Source organism: Microbulbifer mixtoriginis (SeqCode) (genome assembly GCF_052467235.1).
In genome coordinates this window covers 1,439,467-1,465,195 of the sequence record NZ_CP174305.1, presented here as the reverse complement: position 1 = coordinate 1,465,195, position 25,729 = coordinate 1,439,467, and the positions used below count along the sequence as shown (strand labels likewise).

Here is a 25,729-nt window from a genome sequence, read left to right as displayed (position 1 = left end):
TAGCGTGGTTTTTTGGGGGCGATATTGGACGTTATCCGTATTTATCTATCGTGATTTTATAGGTACTAATCACCTTTGTCTTTGATGAATAATTTCTAAGGATTAAATGTAATCTATTTGGTTGTTAAGCTTCTTTAAAAACTTAATTGTTGAAAATGACGAAATAAATACGGGTGCCTAGCACTATTTTTTAATATTGGTGGCTTTTATGATGTGTGAGCGATAGCTTCTTTGGGAAGTTAAAACAAGACCACCTCAATACGCAGAGATAAGCTGTTGCGTTCAGGTGTGCTGGCCCATGATTCTATTTTCTTATTCTAGGGCTAAGCCTATGGCAATGATTTATAAGGAGATTCTGTATGCGTATTTTTTTTATTTTTGGGGTGCTTTGTCTTTTATTGATGGCTTGTGGTGAATATTCACAAAAAGCGACCAAACATTCTGAGGAACTGAATGCCAAAGTTAAGCCGGCGAGTAAAGTTACCAAAGCGCATAACTTGTCTGTAGCGAAGCAATTGCCTTTCTCCAATGACTTGGATTTCCGCCTAGCCAAACGTGGGTTTATTGCCACGATTCCGGGAGCACAGGTTACAAACGCTATGGGAAGAGAGGTCTATGGACTGGCTCAGATGCAATTTCTAGATGGGGCGCCAAAGGATACAGTTAATCCGAGTCTTTGGCGGCAGGCTCAACTTAATGCTTTGAACAATGGGTTGTTTGAAGTTGTTGAAGGGATTTACCAGGTTCGCTCACTAGACCTAGCCAATATGACCTTGATCAAAGGGGAAACGGGATGGATTGTTATCGATCCCTTAACCTCTATGGAGACAGCTGCTGCTGGCTTGGCCCTGGCTAATAGGGCGTTAGGCAATAGGCCTGTTAGCGCTGTAATTTTTACCCACAGCCATGCGGATCATTTTGCCGGTGTAGCGGGAGTTCTCACCATGCAACAGCTAGCCGAAGGAAGTGTGGAAATTATCGCGCCTGACGGATTTTCCGAGGAGGCAATCAGCGAGAATGTCCGCTCGGGCAATGTGATGCAGCGGCGGGCGCTCTACCAATTTGGGGACCTGTTACCATCCAGCCCAGATGGATTTGTGTCCTCGGGTCTTGGCAATCGCGTGTCTGATGGAGAGCACGGTATTGCAACGCCTACACAGTTGATTCCCGAAGAAGGGGCAGAGATGAAAATAGATGGTGTAGATATCATCTTTATGAGCACCCCTGGAGCCGAAGCTCCCACTGAGATGGTCTTCTTCTTTCCCCAGTTTAACGCCCTATGTATGAGTGAGATTGCCAATCACACTTTACATAATATCTATACGCTTCGCGGTGCTAAAACTCGGGATGCGCTGGCGTGGAGTCGCTACATAGAGAGAGCCATGGAAAAATTTGGTGGAGATACCCAGGTGGTTTTCAGTAGCCATCACTGGCCCACCTGGGGAAATAGTGAGGCGCTGGATTACCTAGTAAAGCAACGAGATCTCTACAAATATATTCACGATCAGACTCTACGCCTGGCTAACCATGGCCACGACATGATCGAAATCGCCGAACAAATACAATTGCCAGAGGCGCTCTCCCACACCTGGGCTAACCGGGGTTATTACGGTACGGTCAATGTGGGCGCAAAAGCGGTGTACAACCGTTATCTAGGATATTTTGATGGGAACCCTTCCAATCTACACCCACTCCCTCAGGAAGAAGCCGCGCTTCACTATGTAGAGTATATGGGGGGGGAAGAAGAAATAATGAAACGGGCACGGCAGGATTTTTCCCAGGGAAATTACCGTTGGGTGGCGATGGTGTTAAAGCACTTGGTTTTTGCTGAGCCAAAAAATCAGGAGGCACGTTATTTATTGGCGGATGCTTTCGAACAGCTGGGGTATCAGGCGGAGTCTGGAATTTGGCGCAATTTTTATTTAAGCGGTGCCAGGGAGTTACGCCACGGAGTTGAGTTCCGTGAAGAGATGCAGCCGCCGGAAGAAATTGTAGCGCGGGTGCCTCTACAACTTTTATTCGATGCCATGGCGGTGCGCCTTAATGGGGAGAAGGCGGCGGAAGCGGATATCCGCTTAAATATTGAGATGACGGACAACAAAAATAAATACTTAGTGGTCGTTAAAAATGGAGTTTTACACGGTTATCCAGATCGACACAGTGAAGATCCCTCAGCGAGTTTGGCACTAAGTAGCACCGACCTGCGACTGATGTTCAGTGGTTTGGTCGGTGCTCCCACCATGATCAAGGAGGGGCGCTTAAAGGTGCGCGGCAATCCCTTGGCTTTGATCCAGTTTGGCAGACTCTTCGATAAGTTTGATAGGAACTTCAACCTGGTGACCCCTTAATTGGGAGATGCCGGGCAAGGTGGGCAACAGTTTGTCGGGCCTCATATCACCCGTTAGTCGTTGCGGTATGAGTCCCTGATAAGTGGAAGCGGCCGGCTTCGCTTTTAGAGCAAAATTGTTACAAGTAGCCTCAACTTTGAGTGCCGGTGACATGCCGCTTTCCTTGGAAGTGAAGTCCACACCGTTAATACCAGTGCGCGCGGCAATAACAAGCCCGGTATTTATACCGCTAAGCCAACTATTGAGAAGCCCGGAAGACAGAAGATCGATACTTTCTAAACCCTTATAAAAAGGCACAAAGCTCTCTGCCAGATTGCCACGTACCGATGAGCCCCCCACAGAGTTCCAGGTGGCGTTTTCCTCACTCCAGTTATTGGCGGCCTGGTAGATACCGAAAGTGCTACCCGATCGATTCGTGACATTCAGCTGCAGAGTGGCAGAGCTGATAGAGGAGCAGCCGGAAAGACTGCCTAGATCAAATTTAATCAGTGTGTAGAGTGTCCCATAGGTGTGGTCACTCCCATCGGCCAGTAGTCCTTCGGGGTCATGGTTAAAATTACTTGATGCGTAACGGGAGGAGATAAACACATCATCGCTTATTGGTAGGGAAAAGCTGCCGTTACTATCTGAGCTCTCTTGAATCACGGTGCGGCCAGCGTTATTAGCGATCAAATTCATGGATTCCCCCAGGCGGTTGGCGGTCCACCAATTCACATTATCTGGCAGGATGAGTGGATCGGCGGCACGCGCCTCCCGAGTCAGAGTTTCTGCAGTGTCATCGAACTGTGCAGTGCGCACTACCAGTCCACTTTCACTCACCTGGATGACCTTAAACTGCTGGATACTGGCCATGTCGATGGTCCAGGTTTTGGCGTCGTTAGCGGAACGCGCTGGAGCGCCCCAACTCCCTTCCCCCACGTAAACGGTACCGCCGTTATTGGTGGTAGAAAAGTTAATGCCACTGGGTATCACGGCCTCAGTCATTTTGGTGAGATGAGTATCGGATTCCACCACCAGGTTCATCGCATAGTCGTAAAATGACTGCGCCCACCAGTTAAATAAAGTGGGATTGTCAGACTTGCCGCTGTAATGGGGGAACATGGGCTTGTGATATTGGGCGAGACGCCAGCTGGCGGCGCTGCCATAGCTGGATAAATCGCTCGACAGCCAATTATTCATTGCGCTGGCGTAAGAGGACCATCCACTATTCTGAAACTGGCTATTTAAGGTGTAAATACGCAGTAAAGGTGACACCTGCACGGCACCATAAGTGTCGCTGGGCGAACAGTCTCCATCGCCATTAAAATCCACGCCGAAGACTTCGCAGATGGTCGAGTAATTATCATCTTCGTGATTGCCGTGAGTGGGGATCAATGGGTAGATTCGCTTGTAGCTATAACCATCAATCGTATCGCTGGAGTAAGTCAACTCCCAGTCGTCGAGGAATTCTCGCATTTCTGAGGCGCTATTGGCATTGGTGAAGTCGCCGCCATGCATCACTGCGAGAGGGCGTATTTTAGCTAGCAGAGTATTTCCCTGGCGACGAGTGGTATGTCCTGTGCGGGTATCACCACCGGCAATTACTACAAAAGGCGCGTTTTCTGCTGGAGCTGTCCTAAACCAAAATCGCTCACCACAGCCATTTTGGTCACATACACGAAAATAAACAGGAGAGTCCGCATTCAAATCTTGCAGGCGTACAAAATGGCTGGTGATACCGCTATCGAATGTTTCGCTATTGCTGACAAATGCGCTGTTCCAGCTGCTTTCATTGGTGGAGTAACCGTAGCTGACATAGGGATTACTGCTGTTGCCATCTGGAGAAAAACCGATGACAGCACTGCTGGAAGCATCGCCATCCCAGGCAAGGCGGTAGTGTTTGGTGGCGGCACTGACGTTGACTGCCAGCAACAATGTCGAAATAGTGAGAGCGGGGCCTATATATCGTCTCATTGCGGAAATTCCTCTGCAAAGTTGGGACTTTTTGTGAGAGGCCACCGCCTGGAGGGGGCAGGTTGGTGGCGCGCAGGAATTATTGGGGAACGATGTGACAGATGCTTGAACGATTGGTTACCAAGCGTGTGAAAGCTGCATTGCGATAGGGAATTGTGACGGTTTGCCCATTTATAAAATTGACCGCTGCGCCACCGACTTTTAGATAGGAGTAGATGCCTTCGAGGGGGAGGTCGCCATCACTGGTCCAGTAATCACCGCGCTGGGTTTTGGGGAAGTATCCAGTTTCGATACTGGGGCTTCCCGGCTGTGCGTCTGGAGCCACCAGTGAACGCAGTTCGCTGGAGGAGGGCAGGCGCCAATGTTTTGCATCACAGAGTTGTTCCCGGTTAGTGTGCCGGATTAAATCCTCTGTGTCACAGCGCTCTGCTTCGAAATAACAATCTCCATTATTGGCAACGCCCTGATTGTTTAATAGTCGCGAATAAGTCCAACGTCCATCGTGAATGTCCTCACTATCTGTCTTGACCTCCCACAGCAGACCGCTGCGGCTATCGCAGACACAGGACCAGGGGCCCTCCCAGGTATCCATTACTTTTCCCTCAGCGCTCACTTTTAGAAGGTGGTATTGCTGCGGTTTTGGAGCCTGTGGTGTGTGGATAACGGCAGCACCAATCAGACAGGCGGGGAGAATAAAAATCAAAAAGAATCGCGTGATCATAGCGCTTTACTCAGATTCAGTTGGATGGCTCTGGTATGACGGGTGTGGGCAACTTGTGCGCGATCAAATGCGGAAACCCACAGGCAGGTGCCATCTTCGATAGAAATGTCCAGGGGAGAGGCTGTATTTAATTTGCGTACAAGCTCTAGCGACCAGTATCCATCACGCCAAATACCTTTGGCTCTAACATCCGCACGATCACCCTCGAAGCGATTGGAGGTATAAAGTACCGAAGGCATAAGAGTACCTGGTGCTATCAGGTCGCTTTCTGCTGAGTAAGGTTGGTAATCAAACCAGGAGATGGTCCAATCAAGCTCCTGGCCTTCTTTAACATTTTGAAAGGGAGCCAATACATTAGCATCACTAGGCAAGCGTTTAGGAGTGATGCCAGTGGGGGAATACCATTTCCAGTTCAGTAAATAAGCACCGGATTCCTTTGCATCCTGTTGGTAACCTGCGGTGTAGCGGCGTTTACCTGCACGCACTTTATCTGGCGCGCCGATAAAATTGTCATCCGCCAGATACATTTTATTAGTGCGTACTGCTTTCCAGTGCCAAAGATCGTGAAGTTGCCCCGATTGGCTGTAGTGATACCCCTTGCCATGCCAGTTTGATGGCTTGTTTGCCAGTGGTGAACGTCCGAGATGGGCGGTGCCAGCACCTCCGAAGTCACAGTGACTGGAAAGTAACAAGGCAAATTTGTCTTCGTAAAAATTCTTTTCATCAAAATTCTCAAAGCCTTGCTGCTTGATCTTCCAACCTTGATCCGTTTTTTTCAGGGGTAAATGAGTCAGGCTTTCTGTGGGATCCTGCCAGGAAATATGAAAATAAATCTCCTCACCATTTTGCAGAGCTTTGAGATGCACATCAGTACGACCCTGATAAAAATTTGCGCCGCCATCGGTACTGATTTTTAGTGGCTGAGCTTTTGCCCATTGGGGTTCATCGGCATGGCCATCAATATCAATGATCGTATGTATAGGAATTGAGGTTACCGGCAGTTGATAATAAGAAAATTTGGTCAGAAGCAGCCAACCGCCGAGCAGAAAGATGGGCAGCAAACTACATAGCAATGCCAGTTGAACTCTTCTGTTTGTGGCTGGCTTGAGGATATAGAGAAGAGCACTTTGCCCGAACTGCAGTAGATAAACGCCTGCGTGTAGAAAAATATAGACGCTGAGTCCAAGCGCGGCGAAAAAATGTAATATTCGGACCAGTGATAACTGGCCTATCCCAGTAAAGAGCAGCCAGCCACTGGCCAACGAGATGCCAATGAGGCTAATGCCCCCCCAGGTGACTACTCGGTGGTAATTCCATTGTTTATGAGCGCATGATTGTTCAATTCGATAAAGTCGAATAGCATTCGAGTATAAATAGGAAAGGGCAACTAGCGAAAGCAGGAGTGCAGAGAAGAAATGTACACTGTGTACCTCTCCCTGGGGCAGCAGTTCTTCAATTGAGGCAATGGCGGGTTTAGTGAGTGTGGCAATACGCAACCCACTGAAAAGACTGCAGATCACTGCTATTGCTAATGCAGCATGCAGCAGTATCCACATGGGGCTTTTTGATCTGTCAGACATAATTAGGCCCTAAAAAAGCCCACAGGCTATCGGCGGGATATGACAGTTTAGAGAAACTTATGTGGCTCTGAGAAATGGTTAAAACTCATTACTCCGCCAAAATGCAGTCTTTGCTAGAAAAGTGATGTAGGGAGATACGTTGAAAATATTTAAGTCATGCTTAATTAAGTTGAAATTGCAGGCAGTCTTGGCGACGCTAAGTTTTACTTACAGATTTAAGAGCTAAGTTAGTCGCGTAATGGCGTTATTTTGAAGCTTTCTCGTACTTCGAGGATTTCTGATAGGGCGCTTAGTTGTGGCCTATCTTTGCGCCAGTTGAAGTCTTCGTGCCGAAAATCTAGGTATGAAAGTGCTGAGCCGAGCGCAATTTGTAGAAGACAAAATGTCTGGGGAAATTGAAGGACTCTGGCTTCAAAAAAATCCAGGGTACGATTGATTGCACTGTTGTAGCGCTGCCACCAAAATTCTGAATGAAGCCCTTCACGCCCGCGAATTTTCTCTACCTGTCTGTGAACCAAGATCTCCATTAGACCTGAGGACACACTATAGAGTGTTTTTAAATTCCAGTCATTGTCTATCGCAGAGCTGAGGTGGCCATCTCCAAGTTGTTTATCTAGGAACTCACAGATCACTTCGCTATCCATAATAACGTTGCCGTTATCTAAGGTCAGGCAGGGAACTTTACCTAAAGGATTACTGGATATTAAATCATTTGTATTGTGAAAAGGGTGAGAAAAAACTTCATTAACGCGGGAGTGTAACTTGAGTTCTTCTATAACAATTCGGGTTTTTCGGGCAAAGGGGGAGGAGTAAGTCAGAAAGAGTTGCATAACGGCGCTTAATCACTCAGCCACTCTATATGGTCGGCATTGGTGATGAGGCGCCGCTAATTTTGCAAAATAACTACTAATGATGGGGAATGACATCAGTAATACGGTTATAGAGGTGTTGTTTGAGATAGGCGCGTTGTTTTTTTAGTCTTGAATAGTGATCGTCATCAGTGCCGATGCCACTATCCTGTAGTCCTCTAATTTGTTTATCCAGTTTTCGATATTGGTCGTTATCTAGCTTGAATTCTACGTCATTCCTGATCAGGTGCTTGATAGTATCGGCGTACTCGGGAAAATCCAACTCCAGCTCATGCGCGGCTATGGACATAGAAAACCTCCCCTCCATTCAGTTAAAGCATCAAGGGTAATATTAGTTTGTGAATTTAAAGTCACAAAAATCACCACCAAGAAGCAGACTGGGCTGCTAATCATTGGACGATGATTTACCCCCGTTGTTTCAAGCTGATAACGTATTAGGCGGCTAATTTTTAGGTGTGAAAAGGTTGTTCAATTATAGGATTTCTTGAAGGCGGTATTCTTTATGAAGAAAAATTCTAACAAAAGAAAATTTTAGAATGCCAGTTTTTTTAGAGAGTATGCTTGTGATTGATCAGAAGTTTACTCTGAGTGTGTCGTTTATGACATTGTAAGGCGAAAGCGATGGTGAAATGTTAATGGCTTTCAGTATTGCCGCATTCGTAATTTTTATATTGATAAAAAATGAAATTTAACTAATTGGAAGTTTTGTTGGCTGGGTACACAAAAAAGCCTGGCAAATATTATTGCCAGGCCCTAGGTGTGTCGATATTATCTAAATTTTAATTAATAAAATTTAGGCTTTATGCAGAGGCTTCTAATGGAGCAAAGCGCAACTGACGTCTTTGCAACAGCTCTCCGAGATACAGCTTTAAGTAAGCTGCAGCGGCACGCTTGCCCTCTGCGGCGGCTTCCTCGGTAATTCTTCCGAAACGCGAGTATGCCTGGGAACAAAACGAATCATTGATATTGATGGCGCACATAAAACGGTCGCGCCAGTCCTGTGATGGAGGCAACTCAAATTCACGAGACAGATTCTTAATCAAGGTATCTGCCAAGCGCCAGTTGTTTTCCATCTGTAATTGACGTAGAGCCCAGCTGGACTGTGGCCCGTAGTGTACTTTGAGTGCGGAGATATTATCTTCGTAATAACTACGCACTAAGTCGCACAGGTGGTAGAGCATATCTTGCCAGCTATCCGCTGGTGAGAAATCAGAGTGCCCCAGTACCACATCGCCAAATGACTTGTAGTGACGTTCCGCCAGAGCGGTAAGGCTGGCATCTACGCTTGGGAAAAAGTGGTACACGGATGCAGCTGGGACCCCAGCTACCTGGCTCAGATTGGCTAGACTTATGTCCGTGGAATCCTGCTCGGCAATGAGGGTTTCCAGCGCGTCGAGAAGCTTTTCATACTTCTCACGGCCGTTTTTACGTTGTGGTTTGCGCGGACTAGCAGTGTCGCGCCGGCTAATAGCACGTCGATCGATTTGGTTCAAATTCACCTCCCCTTAGACAAGCGCAGTTGGCAAGCGCCAGAAGTGCGCTTTACTTCCTTGTAAAAAATTGTCTTCTGGAATTGATGATTATTATCGTACCAATTTCGGGGAGCAAGGGGATTTTGTTCGAATTGTGGGATAGTTCCGCGCTGGCGGATTAATTTTGATCAAGTGTTACTATCCCACACAATTCGAAAAAGGTTGTGCTAATGGTAGTGAAGTTCGGAAGCTTTACCGCGAAACACATAGTACGAGAATGCCGTATAGATCAGTATGATCGGCACTACAATCAGGGCGCCCACTAAAATGAATTTCAGTGAAGCGGTGGCACTGGCTGCCTGCCAGATATTCAGCTGCCCAGGCACTATGTCGGGAAAGAAGCTAAAAGCCAGGCCGATAAAGCACATCAGAAAAATAGTCACTACCAATGTGAAGGGCAGCGCACTGTGCCTATCGTTGGCTTTGGGTAACCTGGCCAGCAGGAGGTCATTAAAAATAAAAGCCAGAAAACACAGGGTGGGTATCAGGAGTACGAACATCACCAGTGGATAGCTGAACCAACGATCAAAAACGGCTGGATTGACCAGTGGATTGATCGTGGAGACTGAGACTACGCCAAGGAGAGTCGCCCGCCCAGCCCGACGCGCCCAGCGTACTGCCCGTTCCTGCAACAGTGACTCGGTTTTCAATACCAGCCAGGCCGAGCCCATATAGCTGTAGGCGGCAGTTACCCCCAGGGCACTGACTGCAGAGAAAAGCTGTGCCTGCCAGCCAGGCTGGAACCCCATCACATATTGCCCCAGCATATAACCCTGGGCCAGGCTGGTGATTATGGATCCTGCTTTAAACGTCCTGTCCCAAGCGAGCTTATGCCCCACGGCTGCTTTGGCGCGAAAGTCAAAAGCCACGCCGCGCAAAATCAGCCCCACCAGCATTATCGCTGCTGGTATATAGAGATGCATCAGCACTAGGTTGTGGGCGATGGGAAAGGCGATAAGCAGCAGGCCGATGGCGAGCACCAGCCAGGTTTCATTGGCATCCCAGAAAGGACCAATCGAGGCAATCATGGTGTCCCGCTGGGGCTCGTCTTCCTTACCCAGGGGGAGGAGAATACCCACCCCAAGGTCGTAACCATCCAGAATGGCGTAAACCAGTACTGCTAGACCCATTAGGCCGATAAAGACAACGGGTAGCCAATAGGCTGCGGATGATGCGGCCTCATTCATGGGATTCCCCCTTGGATTGCTCTTGGGTGGATTTCGGTAGGTTGGTCAGGCTGCCACCGGCGAGAGGTTCTTTGGTTTCAAACTCCTCCACTTTGACAGATTTCAAAGCCATTACTTTTAGGGTGTGAATATAGGCATAGAGCAGGATGACATAGACAAGCAGATATAGGGTGAGAGAGAAGCCCACATGGGAAGGTGGAATCTGGGTTACGGCATCTGCGGTTTTGAGAACCCCGGTCACAAGCCATGGTTGCCGACCAATTTCAGTGACATACCAGCCTGCTAAGGTGGCTACCCAACCCGCGAACGTCATTCCTACCAGGGTTTTGAGCGCCCAGTTGGGTAGCTCTTTGCGCCGCCAGAGGAGGTAGCAACCTCCCCAGGCGACAGCCAGCATTAATATCCCCATACCCACCATAATTCGGAAGGCGAAGAAAACGGGTGCAACCGGCGGATGATCATTGGGGAATTCTTCGATACCTTTTATTTCTCCATTTAAATCATGGGTCAGAATAAAGCTGGCCATTTTGGGGATAGCTATCTCGAAATGATTGGTCTTCTTCTCACCATCGGGTATTGCAAATAGTAATAGTGGCGCGCCCCTTTCGGTCTCCCATACTCCCTCCATTGCCGCCACTTTCTGCGGCTGGTACTTAAAAGTGTTAAGACCGTGTAGGTCGCCGACAAAAATCTGGATTGGAATAAAAACAGCTGCCAATACCAACCCGGTTTTTAGTGCTAGCCGCGGTGCACGCTTTGGGTCACCTTTAAGTATCCGGTAAGCAGAGATACCTGCGACAAAGAAGGCTGCAGTGAGACCCGAGGCCAGTAGCATATGAGTGAGGCGATAGGGGAAAGAGGCATTAAAAATAATAGCCAGCCAGCTCTCGGGGTAGGCGACACCATCTCGTAGTTCAAAGCCGGATGGGGTCTGCATCCAGGAATTGAGTGCAATGATCCAGAAGGCGGAAAGTGTGGTGCCAATAGCTACTACAAAGGCTGAGAAGGTGTGAACTTTGCTGGGGACACGATTTATTCCAAACAACATGATACCTAGAAAAGTGGCTTCCAGAAAAAAAGCGGTAAGCACTTCATAACCCAAGAGAGGCCCGGCGATATTGCCAACCCGTGCCATAAATCCTGGCCAGTTGGTACCAAATTGGAAAGACATAGTGATGCCACTAACGACACCGAGCGCGAAGGTTAGGGCAAAGACCTTTACCCAAAAACGATAGGCTCTCATCCAAACAGGATTATCAGTTTGGTCGTAGCGAAGCTTGAAGAAAACAATAATCCAGGCGAGGGCTATTGTGATGGTGGGAAAGAGAATATGAAAACTGATATTGGCCGCAAACTGTATTCGGGAGAGGATCAGAGTATCTAGCATGGGAGCCTCTGCTGGTCGGACTAATTTATTAACCAGATAACCGGGCGACTCTTCCTGATAGGCCCGGGGGTGCCCGTTAAACACCATTGCAGGAGTATGGACCCACGGTGTTTATTGAGCGGCTGCCGACGTTGTGTCGGCGGCGGTTTATCCTTTTACCGCCTGTCTTGGTTGCCCAGCGGGCAATTCAGGTATAGGTTTATTCTGGAGCCTTTCCTCCTGTCATTTTACTTTTCAGCTCCAGTAGCTTGACGATGCCGGAGCCCAGTTTCATTAGCTTGAGTAAATCGTCGTGTTCCAGCTTGCTCAGGGTGTTGGCAAACTCTTCAAGTAATTCCAGCAGACTGTAGACTTCTTGAATTTTTTCCTGGGCCTGTGCTTCTTGTTCATCCTGAGGCTCATTGAGCAAGAGCTGGCGCAATAGGCTCAGGGTGGGGTCCAGTTCACGTTTACGTCGCTCTTCAAATACAGTTCGAGCAAGCTCCCAGATGGACCCTGCAGCGGTGAAATAGTCTTTTCGGTCACCTGGCTGGTGCTGTAGCTCAACAAGGCGCCAGGCTTGCAGTTCTTTGAGGCCCATACTCACATTGCCGCGACTGATCTTCAGTGCCTGAGCCAGCTGCTCGGCATTTAGGGGGGAAGGGTGGATGGTAAGCAGGGCAAACATCTGGCCCACGGTGCGATTAAAACCCCACCGGCTGCCCATTTCTCCAAAGTGCAGTACAAAAGCCTGGGCTTGACTGGATAGTTTCATTATCTTCTTAAGTTTCAGAAATTTCTGAAAATTGTAAATATAAATTGATCCAAGTCAATATATAATTGGAAAAATTTTGCTTTAAGTTTTTTGCTGTGGGCTTTAGATAAGTAAATTGGTAGGGAGGGCGGGCCCACAAGTAGTGGTAGGCAGAAAGTGTTTTCTCTCAGGACGTTATGGGTGTTTCTGTGGGAATGATGCCTGTGCTCTACGCGGCCAGTCGCTAGGCACAATAAAGCCGCGACCCATTTCACCTTCTTGGCCCATAAGAGCAAAACATAGAGGCTTATCAATTGCTGAGCTCTGAAGTCCGGCCATAAGTTGCTCAAAAGAGACGCCGTGGGGTTCTTCCCATTCTATTGATGCTAGCCAGGCTTTTTTGGGAAGTTGGAGCCAGCGCAGGCCTGCTGAGATATTTCCTTGAGTGGCAAGGTTTCCGAGGGTTTCCAAGTCGGTCCACCAATTACTATTGCATAGTTGTTTCAGATTACCCCCAGCTGTCCGATTACCAAGAGTTGGTAATCGGTTAAAGAGTCGGCCTGGCATCAGCGTCCACTGCCGATCAATATAAAGCTCCTGAGCTTCTAATAGAGTTTGTACGGATTGTTGCTGGATGAGAGGCAGTTGATGTTCCGCCATACGCTTTAATTTGATATCCAGGCGATCCTTGAGGCCTGGGCCAACCCAGAAGCCGACGGGCTGAGCGAGGTAGAACTTCACCGCAACCTCCCAGTGCTCGCAGCGATTACTGGGTAGGTGATGAACCACAAAGTCCAGTTCGCCGAGAGTTCTACCCTCAATACGCAGGGGCAGGTTCTGGTGCAGCAACTGGTAATCTGGGTGGTATTGAAAAGCGAAAGACCAGAGTCGCTCAAAGTAAACGCCAAGCCGGTTGGTGGGTTTGTGTCGGTCGCCTTCAATCAGGTATGTTTCGAGCTTATCTATTAATTCTTGTTTGACTTCTTTGTGGGAAAAATAAGTGTGCAATTGGTTGCGGCGAGCCATAGGTAGCCATGGCAGGTCAATGGTGCTAGTTGATTTGTCACTAGTATCAACAATATCGCTACTGCCCAGGGACCAAAGTAGGTTGGACCAGTCATCTACAATAGGGCTGGGAAGTCGATTGGTCATATAAACCCTGTTAGCGGCAAAAAAGCGCTCTGATTCTACCAGAATCGGCACTTGACTTGGGACTGTGCTAGGGTTCATCTTCCAGAGAGATATTTAATAATAAAACTGCTGTCCCCCTATATCTCACCTCGTGTGGATTACACGTTTTTGCCAAAGCGTAATCTACATGGGATATGGGGAGATATAGCCAGACAATAATAAAAAGAGGAGGTGAATGTGGAATCAGGGCCTATGATCTCGATCGGTCTACCCATCGCACTGTTTATCATTATGGTGGGCATTGGAATGACCCTGACCGCCAGGGATTTCCACCAGGTGACGGTAAAACCAGGTGGGTTAGTGGTGGGCACACTTGCCCAGATTGTACTTATGCCACTTGTGGCTTTTGTTCTGTGTTGGGCGCTCAGTTTACCCGCACCGATAGCTGTGGGTTTGGTGATTATTGCAGCCTGCCCGGGTGGAACGACCTCAAACCTTTTTACGTTGCTCGCTCGCGGTAATGTAGCGCTCTCCATAGTGTTAACGGTTTCGGCAAGCCTAATTACGATTCTGACCCTGCCATTCTTCACCAATTTTGCCCTGCGCCAATACTTTGGAGCAGAGCAGGAAATCGTTCTCCCTTTTGCCAAAACTGTCGCCATGTTATCGGTGATAGTCTTGCTGCCCGTGGTGATTGGTATGTTGATACGGGCTTGGAACCCTCATTTAGCCAGCCGCGCTGAGGGCATTGTAAGTATTTTTGGGGCGCTGGTACTGGTCATTTTAGTGGTGGGATTGGTGTGGGGTATGAGAGACCGGATTGGAGAGCTCATGCTGTTGGCCGGCCCCTCTACAATTTTGCTGAATTTACTGGGGGTGTTGACTGGCTTAATCATCAGCCACTTCAGTGGGCTTTCCCGGCGGGATGGTCTGGCAGTAGCTACCGAGCTGGGCATCAAGAACGGGACTATTGGTCTCATGGTGACCCTCACACTGATGCACTCCAGTGAAATGTCGGTGCCTTCAGCCGTATATGGAGTACTTATGTTTCCATCGGGGATGTTGCTTGCCTATTATGGCCGCAAGAAAGCGCGCGAAGCTGGTGAGGCAGACGCGGCGCAAGCTGGCGAGGTCGGATGAAATCCTCTCAGTCCAACAGCTTTATATAGGTATCCAAGTGCGAGATATCCGGCACACTGATGCGACCGTAAGAGCACTCTATTAGTCCCTTGGATTCAATATTCTTTAATACCCGGTGTACTCCCTGCCGGGTCATCCCCATGGTGTTGGCGAGTAGTTCTTTGGTGAGGCGGAAACTGGTTGGGCCACTTTTTTCGCCGCCGTTGTGCATTTGGGCCATAAAAAGCAGACGTCGAGCAATTCGCGCTTCGGTACCACGTAGTACGTCGTCCTGGATAATGGACATTACTGTCCAAAGCCTGAGGCTAATTTGTTCCAATGCTATTGGGTAGGCTTCGGGGTGTTGTTTCATTTTTGCCCTCAAGATTTCACCCGGAATATCGACTACAGCACAGTCAGCGTGAGCGCATGCACCAAATACTCGCGGAGTGCCAGGGCAAAATACGGTATCACCAAACCAAGCTCCACTATCTAAAATCGCAAGGGTCGCTTCGCGCCCGGCAAAATTACTGGAGCATATTCTTACTTGTCCTTCAGCGATAATTGAAAGGCGCTCCTGATGGGAGCCCGAAGGGTAGATACTATCACCCTGAGAAAAGTACTGGCATTGTGCCTGTTGGGCTAAGAATTCTCGAGCCTCACCGGGTAGGCCAGCTAGCAGTGGGCATTTATCAAGGAAACTAACGTTTTTATTCATTTGCCAAGTGTAAACAATTTGACAGTGTTTACAGCAGGGATGATTCAGAATTTGAGCTCTAATAAAGCTGGGGAGAGGACGATGAAACTGGAAACCATACCTTCACTTGAGGGACGTGTTAGCGATGAAGAGTGGCAATTACGTATAGATTTGGCTGCGGCTTACCGATTGATCGCCTATTTTGGGTGGGACGATACTATTTTCACTCATCTCTCTGTACGTATTCCTGGGCCAGAATCACACTTTCTTATTAACCCTTTTGGGATGTTTTTTGACGAAATTACTGCTTCCAGTTTGGTAAAAATCGATTTGCAGGGGGAAAAAGTGGATGAAAGTGCGGCAATGGTGAATCCTGCAGGGTTTACTATTCACAGTGCAATTCATGAAGCGAGGAAAGATGCCCACTGCGTTATACATACCCATACTACTGCTGGGGTAGCTGTATCTGCTCATGCAGAGGGGTTACTGCCAATCTCGCAGCAATCACTATTTCCCCTTTCAAGTATTGCCTACCACGACTATGAGGGAATTGCTGTGCGCAAGGATGAAAAGTCACGTTTGGTGGCTGACCTGGGATCAGCGAACTATATGATCTTGTGCAATCACGGACTGTTAACCTGCGCTTCTACTATTCCTGATACCTTTTTAGCAATGTTTATATTGCAGCGTGCCTGTGAAATTCAGGTCACAGCTCTTGCTGGCAACCCACCACTCACTCCGGTGCCTCAGAATATTGTGGATAAAATAGTGAGTGAAGGAGATATGGTTACCAGTAATCAAGGGGGGCTATTGGCTTGGCCTGGATTTTTAAGGCGGCTGGATAGAGTTAACCCTGGGTATACTGAATAGCATCTGTCCCAAATGCCCTGAATGTGATTTTAGGTTCTATATTTCAGGGCATTGATCAAAAATTTAAGATTTAAACTGGATGCTGGGGAATTAAGCGCCACAATGAAAGGAACCCTGATTTAGACCTGGCTAATGGACTTTACTTTCAACAAAATGGAATTAATGTGGGCTTATCGCCACCAATGAGTCCTCGAAGGCTAATCAACGGTATTCCAACATGCTCCAGTACTTTCTTAAAAAAAGATTAAAAAAACATGACTCTAATAATAATTTAAAGGTGGAGTCTCTGGTTTTAGGTCATCTTCTAGGCTTGAAGGCTCTAAATTGTGAGTCATCCGGCGTTGGCAATGATAAGCCGCATAATATTGTCGTTTCGCTGACTTCTTATAATAAGCGTATTTATGATGTTTACTTATGTATAGAAAGCCTTTATCAACAATCCTTGAGAGCAGATGCAATAATTCTATGGTTATCCTTACGTGATTTCCCCGATAGGAGATTACCTGAGATACTTCGAAAACAGCAGGCTAGAGGCCTACAAATTCATTTCGTGGAGAATGATTTTGGGCCTTATATGAAATATATGTATGCCTTTGATATGTTTCCAAATAGTCTCATTGTCACTGTGGATGATGATGTGCTTTATCCTTCAGATACTATCGATTTACTATATCAATCTTATTTGAGAGCTCCCTCACATATCCATTGCCATAGGGCACATAAGATTCTGTTAAACGGAAAAGGGGAATTGAAACCTTACGAAAGTTGGCGCTCTTATGGACTAAATAGTGAGCCATCTCCTTTCCTTTTTGCTACGGGAATGGCTGGGGTTTTGTACCCTCCGGATTCATTACATGAGGATGCTTTCAATAGTAAAAAATTTATGGAGTTATGTCCTGCTGCTGATGATGTTTGGTTGAAGGCGATGAGTTTATTGCGAGGAAAATATGTTACTAGGGTTCCAGACTATCGATACTGGAGGGAACGCTTTCTTACTATTCAGGGGTCACAGATTCAACAGTTAAAGGAGATCAACTTGAGAGGCACAGGTGGTAATGACTGCAAGATTAAAAGGGTGTTTTCAGAGTATCAATTACTTGACTATTTACAGGAGCGAAATCAGCCTGTTTTAAGTCCTCACTAGGGGGTGACTTGGGTGAAAGACTAGAGCTGCCCCAGATAGGGGTAAGCTACTCAAGCACTTTTTTTTAGGTGAAAGAAACTGCCCCTCGGCCTTTAATTGGGTTTTTGTCCTAAATATGGTGTTTGAGTGGCCATTGGCTGTGGCATCTGGCATAATCTGCCAAGTTTGTACCCACTTCCGCCCTCTTCTCTTTTGATGGTGTTCCCAAGCTGAGCGGATTGCTGTTCGGCTATTCGGTACAATAGGTTGAGTTTGCTGGATGGCCCTGAATGTTCCAATATTTTTTAAAGAAGCGCTTAAAAAAGCACGACCTAAACAATAATTTGAAGTTGGAAGCGCTTGTTCGCTGCCAGTTGCTTGGTCTACACGCTTCAAGCAATACAGATCTTGGAGTGGGAAATACTAAGAGAGATAATATCGTTATATCTCTAACGTCCTTCGATAAGCGAATCCACGATTTATATTTGTGTATTGAAAGCCTTTTCCAGCAATCCCTTAAGGCTGATGCAATTGTTCTGTGGTTGTCTACCAAGAACTTTCCAAATAAGACTTTGCCCGAGACCCTTAAAAAGCAACAGCAAAGAGGGCTGCAAATATTTTTTGTTGAGGAAGATCTGGGACCCTATAAAAAATATGCTTATGCTTTTGAAAGATTTCCTGACAGCCTGATTGTTACTGTTGACGATGATGTTCTTTATCCGCCGGATATGATTGATTTACTTTATCAGGCATATGAAAAAGATCCATCCAAGATTTATTGCCACAGGGCTCATCGAATGCGTCTAGATAAAAAAGGAGCACTACTGCCTTATGGAAGTTGGGAAAGTAGCATAAGGGACACAGAGGCATCTCATTTAGTCTTTCCAACAGGCATGGGAGGGGTTATGTATCCTCCAAACTCTTTACATAAGGATGCGTTTGACCCCGAAAAATTTATGACCTTGTGCCCAAATGCAGATGATATTTGGTTGAAGGCAATGAGTATTAAAAGCGGGACTTTGGCTGCGCGTATTTCTGATTCCCGTAGCTGGAGACATCGCTTCTTAATGATTCAGGGCTCACAAGAATATGCATTAATGAAGGAAAATCATAAGAACCGTCAGGGGAATGATTGCAAAATTAAGAAGGTTTTCTCTGAATATGACATCTATGATTTGTTAAAATAGTAAAAGATTGAATTGTCGTTGAGATTAGAAGCTAGAGTCTACCATTTATAACGAAATCCAAGCTCCAGCCCTCCCACAAAACTGTCCCCAATACTCTCCAGGCCGCTGCTGAAAAATAATTCGGTATAAATGGAACAGTGGTCCCCGCATTCCTCATAGCTAGCCCCCATTCTTAAGTCTGCATACCAAAAGTCTGGTTTTTGGTAGAGGCGGGCTCCAGAAACGACCAAGTCAGTTTCCTGATTGAGATTTAGAGTGACTCCAGGAGTTACATAATAACCAAAGCGCTCTAGAGGTAGGGAACCGTACATATTTCTACTTGATTTTCGCTGGCTTTTACGCTTTTCGAAAGTGGTGCCTAGGCGCAATAAAAACCCATTATTATTAATGTCTCCTACTTTTACTTCGTAGGTATCTTCGAAATCCTCAGCTTCCTCAGAAGTATAAATAAGTTGTGCATGGGGGGTAATAGAATAATAATCATAGAGCTTGAAGCTCCACCCTCCTTCTACAGAAAAGCCATAACCATAGCCCTCACTGCTATTACGAAGAGTACGTAGGTCTTTTGCGTCAAAGTCAAAGTCAAACCAACTTAGCTTAAACTGAGTATCCAGGTATAGGCCTTGGTAGCCATACCAGGTTAAATAGCTACTGACCCCATATGTTTTGGCATCTATATTGCCATTACCAAAAAAAGATTCTACTGTATTTCTTGAATCGCCATAGTGCAAAGCCAAACTAACAATAGGTGTGGTGTCAAGAATTAATAGGTTGAGAGGAAAGTCGATACCAAACTGAAATTGATAATAAGTTTGATCCCAACTTGCCCAGGTGGTGGACTCTTTGGGAGTTGTAGTTATATAGCGTGCGCCATTACGTAGCCATAGTCCCTTGCGATCAATAGCGGTTTCCAATGAACTGGTGTAATCGGTGTTATAGACGTCCCGATAACTGCTACCAACCCAATAACGATTGCCTACACGACTCCGCAATGTGGAGGGGATATTTAAAGAGCGCAGCACTTGCGGAAGGGTTTCATACATTACCGCAGCGGGCTGCCAGCGAATCATACCGCCTTTGGGAAGGCGGCTTGAATTACTTACCGTAGAACGTAGATACCAATTACCATCCTCATTTCCAGTTTCGTCACTGTGGTGCAGGGTATAGGCGTATGCTCCACCAATAGTCGCTGGTTGCTCATCCTTGGTAATGTAGTCGCCGTTTAAAATAAAAGCATCTTCAGTAGAGTCACCCTCGATAGAAATTAGTTTTATTCCATTGTCTTGGGTGCGTGCGCCAGTGCCGTTGCGATTATAAACGGTTATATAAGTTGATCCGCTGGTATCCCCTCTGATGATTAGCTGGTCACTGCTGGCAGAGCTGTCATTGAGTGCTACATCTAACCACAAGCGTCCTTTGTCGCCGCTATAGTGTCCATAATTATTATCACTATCTTTTTGAATGATTAGAGTGTTGAATTCTTTATTCGCCAGATCGATAGTACCGTCGTTAGCTACGTTGCCGGTAATTCTATACTCTTTGGCATCTATAAAAGTTTGGCCGCCCCATTTGATGTGTAACCCTAATGGATTGTTTTCAGAGTCTTGGCCGCCGCCAACATTTAAACTGCCCGTTAAAATAATTTTTGAACTACCCCAAACAACAACACGTTCCCAGTTGGTTAGTTTGTTGCCATCCACACGGTAGTCTAGCTTGAAAATCAGTGTGTCGATATCCCCATCTTCTGCACTGAGATCATCACCACCATTTAAAATTGCATCACCCTCGAAAGAATAGGAGTCAATGACTAAGGTATCTGACCCATAGCCACCGCGTATCTCATTGCTAATTCCCTCATCCCAGTGGATGTAATCATCTCCCCCGCCGGCATCCAGGTAATTAAAAATGAAACCTCCATCCAGAGTGATTTGGTCGTTACCTTCACCACCCCAAACATGAAAGGTGAGTCCGTCTAAAATTTGGATATTATCGTCACCAGCTCCGCCATAAATACCCCCGCCATTGAGGTAGTTACCAATGTCGCTACTGCGATTATCCAGTACGATTAGATCGTTTCCATTTCCGCCAAAGACAGAATCTTTAACTATTGCCCCTTTCACATGAATGGCATCGTCGCCATCGCCACCGAAGACGCTAGTGATCGTGCCGCCATTTAAATCCAAAGTGTCATTGCCGCTTAGTGCATCGACATCGGCCTCTTCTGCATCATTATCTTCGTCACAGATTATTTGATCTGCGCCATTGGTACCCGTATTACTCGGAGTACACTGCGCAATGGCTTTCAAGGGGAAAATAATCACTAGTGTCAATGCGGGAGAAAAAAGTAAAGCATTAATCCACTGGCGGACGAAATAGTTTGATTTATAGTTTTCCATTGGGGTGTCTGCACTAAGTTTCATTTACAGAGTTCCGCCATTCAGAACTTGGTGCCAATGCCAACATTGATGATCCAGGGGTTGTAATCGAAGTGTGCGTAGAGGCGGTCTGATCCTAACTCTGTGGGGAAGTTAACTGTGGGGTCGGTATCTGATAAGTAGTAAAGAGCCGCCAGATTAATTAACAGAGGATAACGAAATTGACGGAAATCTAGGTTGAAGTCGATTCCCCCTTGAAGAGCCCAATCCCAGGAATGTCCCATATTAAGATCCCCGGGCGCCACTGACATACCTGAGTCCATCAAATATTCATCAAATTGTCGGCTGATAGAAACTGTATGGTAATCGGTATAGTTAATACCGGCGCCAAAATAGGGTCTAAAAAAATAGGATGGATCGAGAAAATACCAGTTAGCAAAGGCGAGAGTGGTTGATACCTTAAAATCCCCCAGTTGAATTTGGCTGCTGCCTGGGTTGCCAGTAAAGTTGTCGAGGGTCACATCATAGGCAGCACTGTTGATGTGCATCAGCTCGAACCCCAAGCGGTCTGAGGGGCGCCATACTCCGGAAATTTGCCAAGTTTGTGCTGTGTCTATTTCCCAGGTCGAATTATATAAGTCCCATTGTTGTAATACGCGGTATTTCAGTGAAGTTCCGGCATCATTAGGAGCAACATAACTGAGCCCGAAGCGAACTATAAATTCACCCCAGTCAATGTTGCGCCAATCTTCCTGAGCTTTAACACTGATTGTGCTTGTGGCTAAAAGGAATATAAAGAGTCTGAAAATTATTCCCTGGATTTTCATCGTTATACCTTTCTGTGAAAATCGATGACGGCCGGCGCCATTTATTGTTTCTCGTTGCATTAGATAACTGGTGATTTTGGACTCACCAATAGGTATCCAAAAAGTAGCAGGATTCGGCAGGTGCAGAGGAAATTTGACGAGTATTAAATCGGGATTTTTTGGTGGAAGATTGGCTATCAGCCAAGAGGTTTAACCTGTGTGCGGAGTTAGCCAATTCAAATACTGAATTTTTCTGTGCTTTTACACTATGGATTATTGATTGGGAGATAGAGGCCAAGCGATACCGCTCTCTACCGGTACCGTCTCAAGGTTGCGGGCATACTCAAGAAATTCTGCGGCGGCAGGAGATAATGGACGGGACTTTCGCCTGGCCAGATACCAATGGGTAATAATTGGCAGTGATTCCACTTCTAAAATTGACAGGCCGGAATGGCCGCCAAATGCGAGAGTATGTTCGGAGAGAATAGATACCCCGAGCCCTGACATTACAGCGTGCTTTATCGCTTCATTACTTTCGATGGTCATGCGAATATTGAGGTCGATATGTCTCTCCTGTAGGAAACGCTCAATGGCGTGACGGGTTCCAGAGCCCTCCTCTCGCCGCAGGAAGGGACCGCTGGCAAACTCTTCAAGGGGAATTTTTTTTCTACCTGCTAACGGGTGCTTCTCCGGTGCTATGGCCAACAGTCGATTGGGCAGGAATTCCACCAATTCCAGATCAGGGTTTTTGGGAGGATGGCTGAACACATAAAAATCATCCTCATCCTCACTGGTGTAGTCGATGATCTGCTGACGATTACCCACGCGAAAGAGAATATCCAACTTTGGATGCTGCTCGTAAAATTCGCCAATCAGGTGGGGAATAAAATATTTGGCGGTAGTGACGACTGCCAGTTGTAAACGCCCTGTTTCTAGACCGCGCAGTCTGGCTAGCTTTAATTCCAGATATTCATAGCTCTTGAGGATTTCTCGGGCACTGTCCACCAGAGTCTGTCCGGCTTCAGTGAATTGCAATTGCTTGCCTACGGCGTAGTAGAGGGGCAAGCCTACGGCACCAGACAACTTGGCCAACTGCATGGATATACTGGGCTGAGTCAGGTGCAGCGCTTTTGCGGCGCCACTGATACTACGGTGTTCATATACTGTAAGTAAAACCTCCAACTGCCTGACAGTGCCGATGCGGGAGTGAGCTCTGCTGGATAACATGATTTTTCTTATTCATAGATAAAAGATGATAGTTAGCATAATCATTATCTATTTTTATCTATTGGTCTACCTAGGGATAATGCGCCCACTTCAATCTATAGGGGGCCTCTGCATGCACAAGTCACAACTTTACTTTGGTACCTTGGTAGGACTGTTAGTTATGTCCATTGGATGGATATTGGTGCTGGTTGGTATTGATGCCGCCGCACTAATGGTGGTGGGGCTGGTGGTGGTGCTTGCCAATGTGGGGTACGTGCTAATGAAGCGTGTTCCCCAGAAAATTCGAATACCCCTATCTGAACTCCGTGATCGCTCCAAGCGCGGGAAGCACTGATCATGCAGCTGGATGTTGTAGTTGGTTTCTTCATCCTTGGGGCTCTGGCGCAGCTGGTACGTAGTGATTTACGCCTGCCCACCGGTCTCTACCAAAGCTGTGTGATCTTTCTGCTGCTGGCTATAGGGCTCAAGGGTGGGGCGGCGCTCAGTACTTATTCCGCTTCCACCCTGATTCCTCAATCTCTCGCAATTTTGGCCTTTGGTGCACTGCTTCCTTTGTTGGCCTTCCCGCTTCTCTATTGGATAGGCAAATGGAGTCGGCTGGATGCAGCGGCTACTGCAGCCCACTACGGGTCGGTCAGTGTGGCAACCTATGCTGTGGCGGTGGCCCTGTTGGAGGCGAAGGGTATCGATTATGAAGCCTATTTCCCCTTATTTGTTGCCCTGCTAGAAGTTCCGGCTATCGTGGTGGGAATTCTTCTAGCACGGAAATCGATGCTGAACAGCAACAAGGGGCGCCTGGCTCATGAACTGACTTGCAATCAGGGGGTTCTTCTCCTGCTTGGCGGGATCGCCATCGGCGCCTGGGCCGGTGAGCGCACTGCAACAGTAATGCCTTTCTTTGGCCAGTTATTTCACGGTGTACTGGCTCTTTTTCTGCTGGAAATGGGCAGAGTCGCGGCGGCGCGACTGGCAGATGTGCGCGGGCAGGGTGCGTTCTTGCTGAGTTTTGGTATATTTATGCCCCTGCTAGGCGGTGCAGCCGGGGGTGCCCTGGGAGCATTACTGGGGTTGTCGGCGGGAGGAATTTTCCTGCTGGCAGTACTCGGTAGCAGCGCCTCCTATATCGCGGTGCCCGCAGCTATGTCTGTGGCTCTGCCGCAGGCCAATGCCAGCGTGTCCATCACACTGTCCCTGGCGATAACGTTCCCTTTCAATGTCCTGGTGGCGATTCCCGTCTACCTGGCGTTTGTTCAACATTGGAGTTAGCCGCAAGTGAAATCACTGCCCTTTGAAAAAGTCACCATCGTTATGGGGTCGCGATCGGATTGGCCCACCATGGCCAATGCCACCAAACCCTTGAACGAGCTGGAGGTTCCTTTTGCCACTGCGGTTGTGTCCGCTCACAGAACCCCCCAGCGTCTGGTGGAATTCGCCAGTGAAGCCCACAAAAACGGCACCCAGGTGATTATTGCCGGAGCTGGTGGCTCTGCCCACCTGCCGGGAATGATTGCCGCTATGAGCCCGCTGCCAGTGATTGCCGTGCCTGTTGAAAGCCGTTTTATGACCGGAATGGATAGCCTTCTTTCCATCGTGCAGATGCCCAAAGGTATCGCCGTAGCTACCCAGGCGGTAGGTGCCTCTGGGGCTTATAACGCGGGCCTGATGGCGGCACAGATGCTCTCCCTGGGCGATGCTGAACTACAGGAGCGACTGATCGCTTGGCGCGAGCGTCAAACTGACCAGGTTCCGCTAACGGTGGAGTGAAGTCAGTGAGTGAAGTAACCAGACATATCGCTATTGTCGGCTGCGGGCAGCTGGCGCAGATGATGGCACAAGAGGGTAAGCCCCTCGGTATTACATTTAGTTTCCTGGCGGAGAAGGGCGAGGACGCGGGTTGTGTTGAAGGTCTCGGCACAATAGTCAGGCTGGATGAGGCGGGCAGTGGCGAGGATTTATTTCAGGCACTTGGTTGCCCTGAGGTGATTACCGCCGAGCGTGAGCAGGTGGATGTGGCGCTGTTGAGAGCGTTGCAACGCTTCTGTCCCGTTTACCCAGATCCCCATGTTTTTGAGAAAGCCCAACACCGCTTGAGAGAGAAGCGGGCACTTACTGAGAGTGGTCTTCCGGTTGCGCCTTTTATGCCGGCGCAGGGGCGCGATGAATTACTGAATGCCTTGGATAAGCTCGGTTATCCAGCGTTTATCAAGAGCTGTGAAAATGGCTATGACGGTAAGAACCAGTGGCGGGTGAAAGATGCAGCAGAGCTGCAGGAAGCCATAGAAGAGGCCAAAGATCTGCCCTGCGTGGTGGAAGCCTCGGTAGATTTTTCCTGTGAGGTTTCCCTGATCGGTGCCCGCTCTGTTTCAGGGGAAGTAAAGACTTACCCACTAACTGAGAACTTGCATCGCCAAGGTACGCTGTTACTCTCCAAGGCGCCTTATCAGGATGAGCAATTATTGGCCAGTGCCCGTGCCTATTTGCAAAAGCTGATGGATGACTGGGACTATGTGGGCGTACTCTCAGTGGAGTGCTTTGTCACCAGTGAAGGCTTGCTGGTGAATGAAATTGCGCCACGGGTCCACAATAGCGGTCACTGGACTTTAGTGGGTGCGGACACCAGCCAATTTGCCAATCACCTGCGTGCGATATTGGATATGCCACTGGGTGACACCGAGTGCCCACGACCCGCTGCCATGGTCAATATGCTTGGTGTGGATCGAGCGCCAACAGGCAAGAATGAGGGCGTTTGGCTCTACGGCAAGACGCTCCGTCCCGGGCGTAAGATGGGCCATGTGCTCTTAGTGGATGACAGTTCAGAAGAGCTGGCTCAGCGCTGTGAGGCGATGATTGCCGATCTCTATCAGCAGTAACTAACTCACCTGGG

The 25,729-nt window shown here is 47.7% G+C and carries 23 protein-coding genes; 9 read left to right on the top strand and 14 right to left on the bottom strand.

Features of this window, described 5'->3' with window-relative positions; all coding sequences use genetic code 11:
• Positions 1 to 359: 359 nt before the first annotated feature.
• Complete coding sequence (locus ACJJIO_RS06550; RefSeq protein ID WP_444910509.1) at positions 360 to 2,348, top strand: alkyl/aryl-sulfatase; 1,989 nt, start codon at positions 360 to 362, stop codon at positions 2,346 to 2,348.
• Here ACJJIO_RS06550 and ACJJIO_RS06545 read toward each other — a convergent pair.
• From ACJJIO_RS06545 to ACJJIO_RS06500, 10 genes are all read right to left on the bottom strand, one after another.
• Positions 2,259 to 4,301, bottom strand: coding sequence for a DNRLRE domain-containing protein (locus ACJJIO_RS06545; RefSeq protein ID WP_444910508.1), 2,043 nt, complete (start codon positions 4,299 to 4,301; stop codon positions 2,259 to 2,261). The genes ACJJIO_RS06550 and ACJJIO_RS06545 overlap by 90 nt on opposite strands.
• Positions 4,302 to 4,380: 79 nt before the next feature.
• Positions 4,381 to 5,022, bottom strand: a complete 642-nt coding sequence (locus tag ACJJIO_RS06540; RefSeq protein ID WP_444910507.1) for an Lcl C-terminal domain-containing protein — start codon at positions 5,020 to 5,022, stop codon at positions 4,381 to 4,383.
• Complete coding sequence (locus ACJJIO_RS06535; protein ID WP_444910506.1) at positions 5,019 to 6,602, bottom strand: ethylbenzene dehydrogenase-related protein; 1,584 nt, start codon at positions 6,600 to 6,602, stop codon at positions 5,019 to 5,021. Before ACJJIO_RS06535 ends, ACJJIO_RS06540 begins: the two co-directional genes overlap by 4 nt.
• 227 nt (positions 6,603 to 6,829) lie before the next feature.
• Positions 6,830 to 7,432, bottom strand: coding sequence for a glutathione S-transferase N-terminal domain-containing protein (locus ACJJIO_RS06530; protein ID WP_444910505.1), 603 nt, complete (start codon positions 7,430 to 7,432; stop codon positions 6,830 to 6,832).
• 76 nt (positions 7,433 to 7,508) lie between these two features.
• Positions 7,509 to 7,760: an HP1242/YdcH family protein gene (locus tag ACJJIO_RS06525; protein ID WP_252083304.1), complete on the bottom strand. Its 252-nt coding sequence runs from the start codon at positions 7,758 to 7,760 to the stop codon at positions 7,509 to 7,511.
• Between the two features lie 511 nt (positions 7,761 to 8,271).
• Positions 8,272 to 8,964, bottom strand: coding sequence for a TetR/AcrR family transcriptional regulator (locus ACJJIO_RS06520; RefSeq protein ID WP_252083303.1), 693 nt, complete (start codon positions 8,962 to 8,964; stop codon positions 8,272 to 8,274).
• A 206-nt stretch (positions 8,965 to 9,170) separates the two neighbouring features.
• Positions 9,171 to 10,190 carry a cytochrome d ubiquinol oxidase subunit II gene (locus tag ACJJIO_RS06515; RefSeq protein ID WP_252083302.1) on the bottom strand — a complete coding sequence of 340 codons (1,020 nt, stop codon included), beginning with the start codon at positions 10,188 to 10,190 and terminating at the stop codon, positions 9,171 to 9,173.
• Positions 10,183 to 11,577 (bottom strand): cytochrome ubiquinol oxidase subunit I, encoded by a 1,395-nt coding sequence (locus ACJJIO_RS06510; protein ID WP_252083301.1) that lies wholly within the window; start codon positions 11,575 to 11,577, stop codon positions 10,183 to 10,185. Before ACJJIO_RS06510 ends, ACJJIO_RS06515 begins: the two co-directional genes overlap by 8 nt.
• Positions 11,578 to 11,776: 199 nt before the next feature.
• Positions 11,777 to 12,331, bottom strand: coding sequence for a GbsR/MarR family transcriptional regulator (locus tag ACJJIO_RS06505; RefSeq protein ID WP_444887187.1), 555 nt, complete (start codon positions 12,329 to 12,331; stop codon positions 11,777 to 11,779).
• Between the two features lie 174 nt (positions 12,332 to 12,505).
• Positions 12,506 to 13,462 carry a DUF1853 family protein gene (locus tag ACJJIO_RS06500; protein ID WP_444910504.1) on the bottom strand — a complete coding sequence of 319 codons (957 nt, stop codon included), beginning with the start codon at positions 13,460 to 13,462 and terminating at the stop codon, positions 12,506 to 12,508.
• 216 nt (positions 13,463 to 13,678) lie between these two features.
• Between ACJJIO_RS06500 and ACJJIO_RS06495 the strand changes: the two genes are divergently transcribed.
• Positions 13,679 to 14,581 (top strand): bile acid:sodium symporter family protein, encoded by a 903-nt coding sequence (locus tag ACJJIO_RS06495; protein WP_444889416.1) that lies wholly within the window; start codon positions 13,679 to 13,681, stop codon positions 14,579 to 14,581.
• A gap of 7 nt (positions 14,582 to 14,588) precedes the next feature.
• On the opposite strand, the gene ACJJIO_RS06490 is transcribed toward ACJJIO_RS06495, so the two are convergent.
• Positions 14,589 to 15,278, bottom strand: a complete 690-nt coding sequence (locus ACJJIO_RS06490) for a Crp/Fnr family transcriptional regulator (protein ID WP_444910503.1) — start codon at positions 15,276 to 15,278, stop codon at positions 14,589 to 14,591.
• Between the two features lie 81 nt (positions 15,279 to 15,359).
• Here ACJJIO_RS06490 and ACJJIO_RS06485 point away from each other — a divergent pair, with 81 nt between their 5' ends.
• The 3 genes from ACJJIO_RS06485 to ACJJIO_RS06475 all read left to right on the top strand — a co-directional run bounded on the left by ACJJIO_RS06485 (position 15,360) and on the right by ACJJIO_RS06475 (position 18,437).
• Positions 15,360 to 16,127 (top strand): class II aldolase/adducin family protein, encoded by a 768-nt coding sequence (locus ACJJIO_RS06485; RefSeq protein WP_444910502.1) that lies wholly within the window; start codon positions 15,360 to 15,362, stop codon positions 16,125 to 16,127.
• Between the two features lie 217 nt (positions 16,128 to 16,344).
• Positions 16,345 to 17,271 (top strand): glycosyltransferase family 2 protein, encoded by a 927-nt coding sequence (locus ACJJIO_RS06480; RefSeq protein ID WP_444882743.1) that lies wholly within the window; start codon positions 16,345 to 16,347, stop codon positions 17,269 to 17,271.
• 269 nt (positions 17,272 to 17,540) lie between these two features.
• On the top strand, positions 17,541 to 18,437 hold the full coding sequence (locus ACJJIO_RS06475; RefSeq protein WP_444903147.1) for a glycosyltransferase: 897 nt from the start codon (positions 17,541 to 17,543) through the stop codon (positions 18,435 to 18,437).
• 38 nt (positions 18,438 to 18,475) lie between these two features.
• Here the strand turns inward: ACJJIO_RS06475 and ACJJIO_RS06470 are convergent, their stop codons facing one another.
• The 3 genes from ACJJIO_RS06470 to ACJJIO_RS06460 form a co-directional block, all read right to left on the bottom strand.
• Positions 18,476 to 20,857 carry an autotransporter family protein gene (locus ACJJIO_RS06470; RefSeq protein WP_444910501.1) on the bottom strand — a complete coding sequence of 794 codons (2,382 nt, stop codon included), beginning with the start codon at positions 20,855 to 20,857 and terminating at the stop codon, positions 18,476 to 18,478.
• A gap of 17 nt (positions 20,858 to 20,874) precedes the next feature.
• The gene (locus ACJJIO_RS06465; RefSeq protein ID WP_444910500.1) at positions 20,875 to 21,639 is read right to left on the bottom strand and encodes an OmpW/AlkL family protein; all 765 of its coding nucleotides are present in this window, start codon (positions 21,637 to 21,639) and stop codon (positions 20,875 to 20,877) included.
• Between the two features lie 252 nt (positions 21,640 to 21,891).
• Positions 21,892 to 22,845 carry a LysR family transcriptional regulator gene (locus ACJJIO_RS06460; protein ID WP_444910499.1) on the bottom strand — a complete coding sequence of 318 codons (954 nt, stop codon included), beginning with the start codon at positions 22,843 to 22,845 and terminating at the stop codon, positions 21,892 to 21,894.
• A 112-nt stretch (positions 22,846 to 22,957) separates the two neighbouring features.
• Here ACJJIO_RS06460 and ACJJIO_RS06455 point away from each other — a divergent pair, with 112 nt between their 5' ends.
• Genes ACJJIO_RS06455 through ACJJIO_RS06440 form a run of 4 tightly spaced genes read left to right on the top strand, consistent with a single transcriptional unit; the run spans position 22,958 to position 25,715 of the window.
• Positions 22,958 to 23,179 carry a hypothetical protein gene (locus tag ACJJIO_RS06455; protein ID WP_444903144.1) on the top strand — a complete coding sequence of 74 codons (222 nt, stop codon included), beginning with the start codon at positions 22,958 to 22,960 and terminating at the stop codon, positions 23,177 to 23,179.
• Between the two features lie 2 nt (positions 23,180 to 23,181).
• Entirely contained in the window at positions 23,182 to 24,111 is a 930-nt protein-coding gene (locus ACJJIO_RS06450; protein ID WP_444910498.1) for a sodium-dependent bicarbonate transport family permease, read from the top strand.
• Between the two features lie 6 nt (positions 24,112 to 24,117).
• Positions 24,118 to 24,609, top strand: a complete 492-nt coding sequence (gene purE / locus ACJJIO_RS06445) for a 5-(carboxyamino)imidazole ribonucleotide mutase (RefSeq protein ID WP_286036982.1) — start codon at positions 24,118 to 24,120, stop codon at positions 24,607 to 24,609.
• Positions 24,610 to 24,614: 5 nt separating this feature from the next.
• The gene (locus ACJJIO_RS06440; RefSeq protein WP_444910497.1) at positions 24,615 to 25,715 is read left to right on the top strand and encodes a 5-(carboxyamino)imidazole ribonucleotide synthase; all 1,101 of its coding nucleotides are present in this window, start codon (positions 24,615 to 24,617) and stop codon (positions 25,713 to 25,715) included.
• Positions 25,716 to 25,729 lie beyond the last annotated feature (14 nt).

Excerpts from the sequence above, each read along its gene's own strand:
- ACJJIO_RS06550 (WP_444910509.1), top strand. The coding sequence starts at position 360 with ATGCGTATTTTTTTTATTTTTGGGGTGCTTTGTCTTTTATTGATGGCT.
- ACJJIO_RS06545 (WP_444910508.1), bottom strand. The coding sequence starts at position 4,301 with ATGAGACGATATATAGGCCCCGCTCTCACTATTTCGACATTGTTGCTG.
- ACJJIO_RS06540 (WP_444910507.1), bottom strand. The coding sequence starts at position 5,022 with ATGATCACGCGATTCTTTTTGATTTTTATTCTCCCCGCCTGTCTGATT.
- ACJJIO_RS06535 (WP_444910506.1), bottom strand. The coding sequence starts at position 6,602 with ATGTCTGACAGATCAAAAAGCCCCATGTGGATACTGCTGCATGCTGCA.
- ACJJIO_RS06530 (WP_444910505.1), bottom strand. The coding sequence starts at position 7,432 with ATGCAACTCTTTCTGACTTACTCCTCCCCCTTTGCCCGAAAAACCCGA.
- ACJJIO_RS06525 (WP_252083304.1), bottom strand. The coding sequence starts at position 7,760 with ATGTCCATAGCCGCGCATGAGCTGGAGTTGGATTTTCCCGAGTACGCC.
- ACJJIO_RS06515 (WP_252083302.1), bottom strand. The coding sequence starts at position 10,190 with ATGAATGAGGCCGCATCATCCGCAGCCTATTGGCTACCCGTTGTCTTT.
- ACJJIO_RS06510 (WP_252083301.1), bottom strand. The coding sequence starts at position 11,577 with ATGCTAGATACTCTGATCCTCTCCCGAATACAGTTTGCGGCCAATATC.
- ACJJIO_RS06505 (WP_444887187.1), bottom strand. The coding sequence starts at position 12,331 with ATGAAACTATCCAGTCAAGCCCAGGCTTTTGTACTGCACTTTGGAGAA.
- ACJJIO_RS06500 (WP_444910504.1), bottom strand. The coding sequence starts at position 13,462 with ATGACCAATCGACTTCCCAGCCCTATTGTAGATGACTGGTCCAACCTA.
- ACJJIO_RS06490 (WP_444910503.1), bottom strand. The coding sequence starts at position 15,278 with ATGAATAAAAACGTTAGTTTCCTTGATAAATGCCCACTGCTAGCTGGC.
- ACJJIO_RS06485 (WP_444910502.1), top strand. The coding sequence starts at position 15,360 with ATGAAACTGGAAACCATACCTTCACTTGAGGGACGTGTTAGCGATGAA.
- ACJJIO_RS06480 (WP_444882743.1), top strand. The coding sequence starts at position 16,345 with ATGCTCCAGTACTTTCTTAAAAAAAGATTAAAAAAACATGACTCTAAT.
- ACJJIO_RS06475 (WP_444903147.1), top strand. The coding sequence starts at position 17,541 with ATGTTCCAATATTTTTTAAAGAAGCGCTTAAAAAAGCACGACCTAAAC.
- ACJJIO_RS06470 (WP_444910501.1), bottom strand. The coding sequence starts at position 20,857 with ATGAAACTTAGTGCAGACACCCCAATGGAAAACTATAAATCAAACTAT.
- ACJJIO_RS06465 (WP_444910500.1), bottom strand. The coding sequence starts at position 21,639 with ATGAAAATCCAGGGAATAATTTTCAGACTCTTTATATTCCTTTTAGCC.
- ACJJIO_RS06460 (WP_444910499.1), bottom strand. The coding sequence starts at position 22,845 with ATGTTATCCAGCAGAGCTCACTCCCGCATCGGCACTGTCAGGCAGTTG.
- ACJJIO_RS06455 (WP_444903144.1), top strand. The coding sequence starts at position 22,958 with ATGCACAAGTCACAACTTTACTTTGGTACCTTGGTAGGACTGTTAGTT.
- ACJJIO_RS06450 (WP_444910498.1), top strand. The coding sequence starts at position 23,182 with ATGCAGCTGGATGTTGTAGTTGGTTTCTTCATCCTTGGGGCTCTGGCG.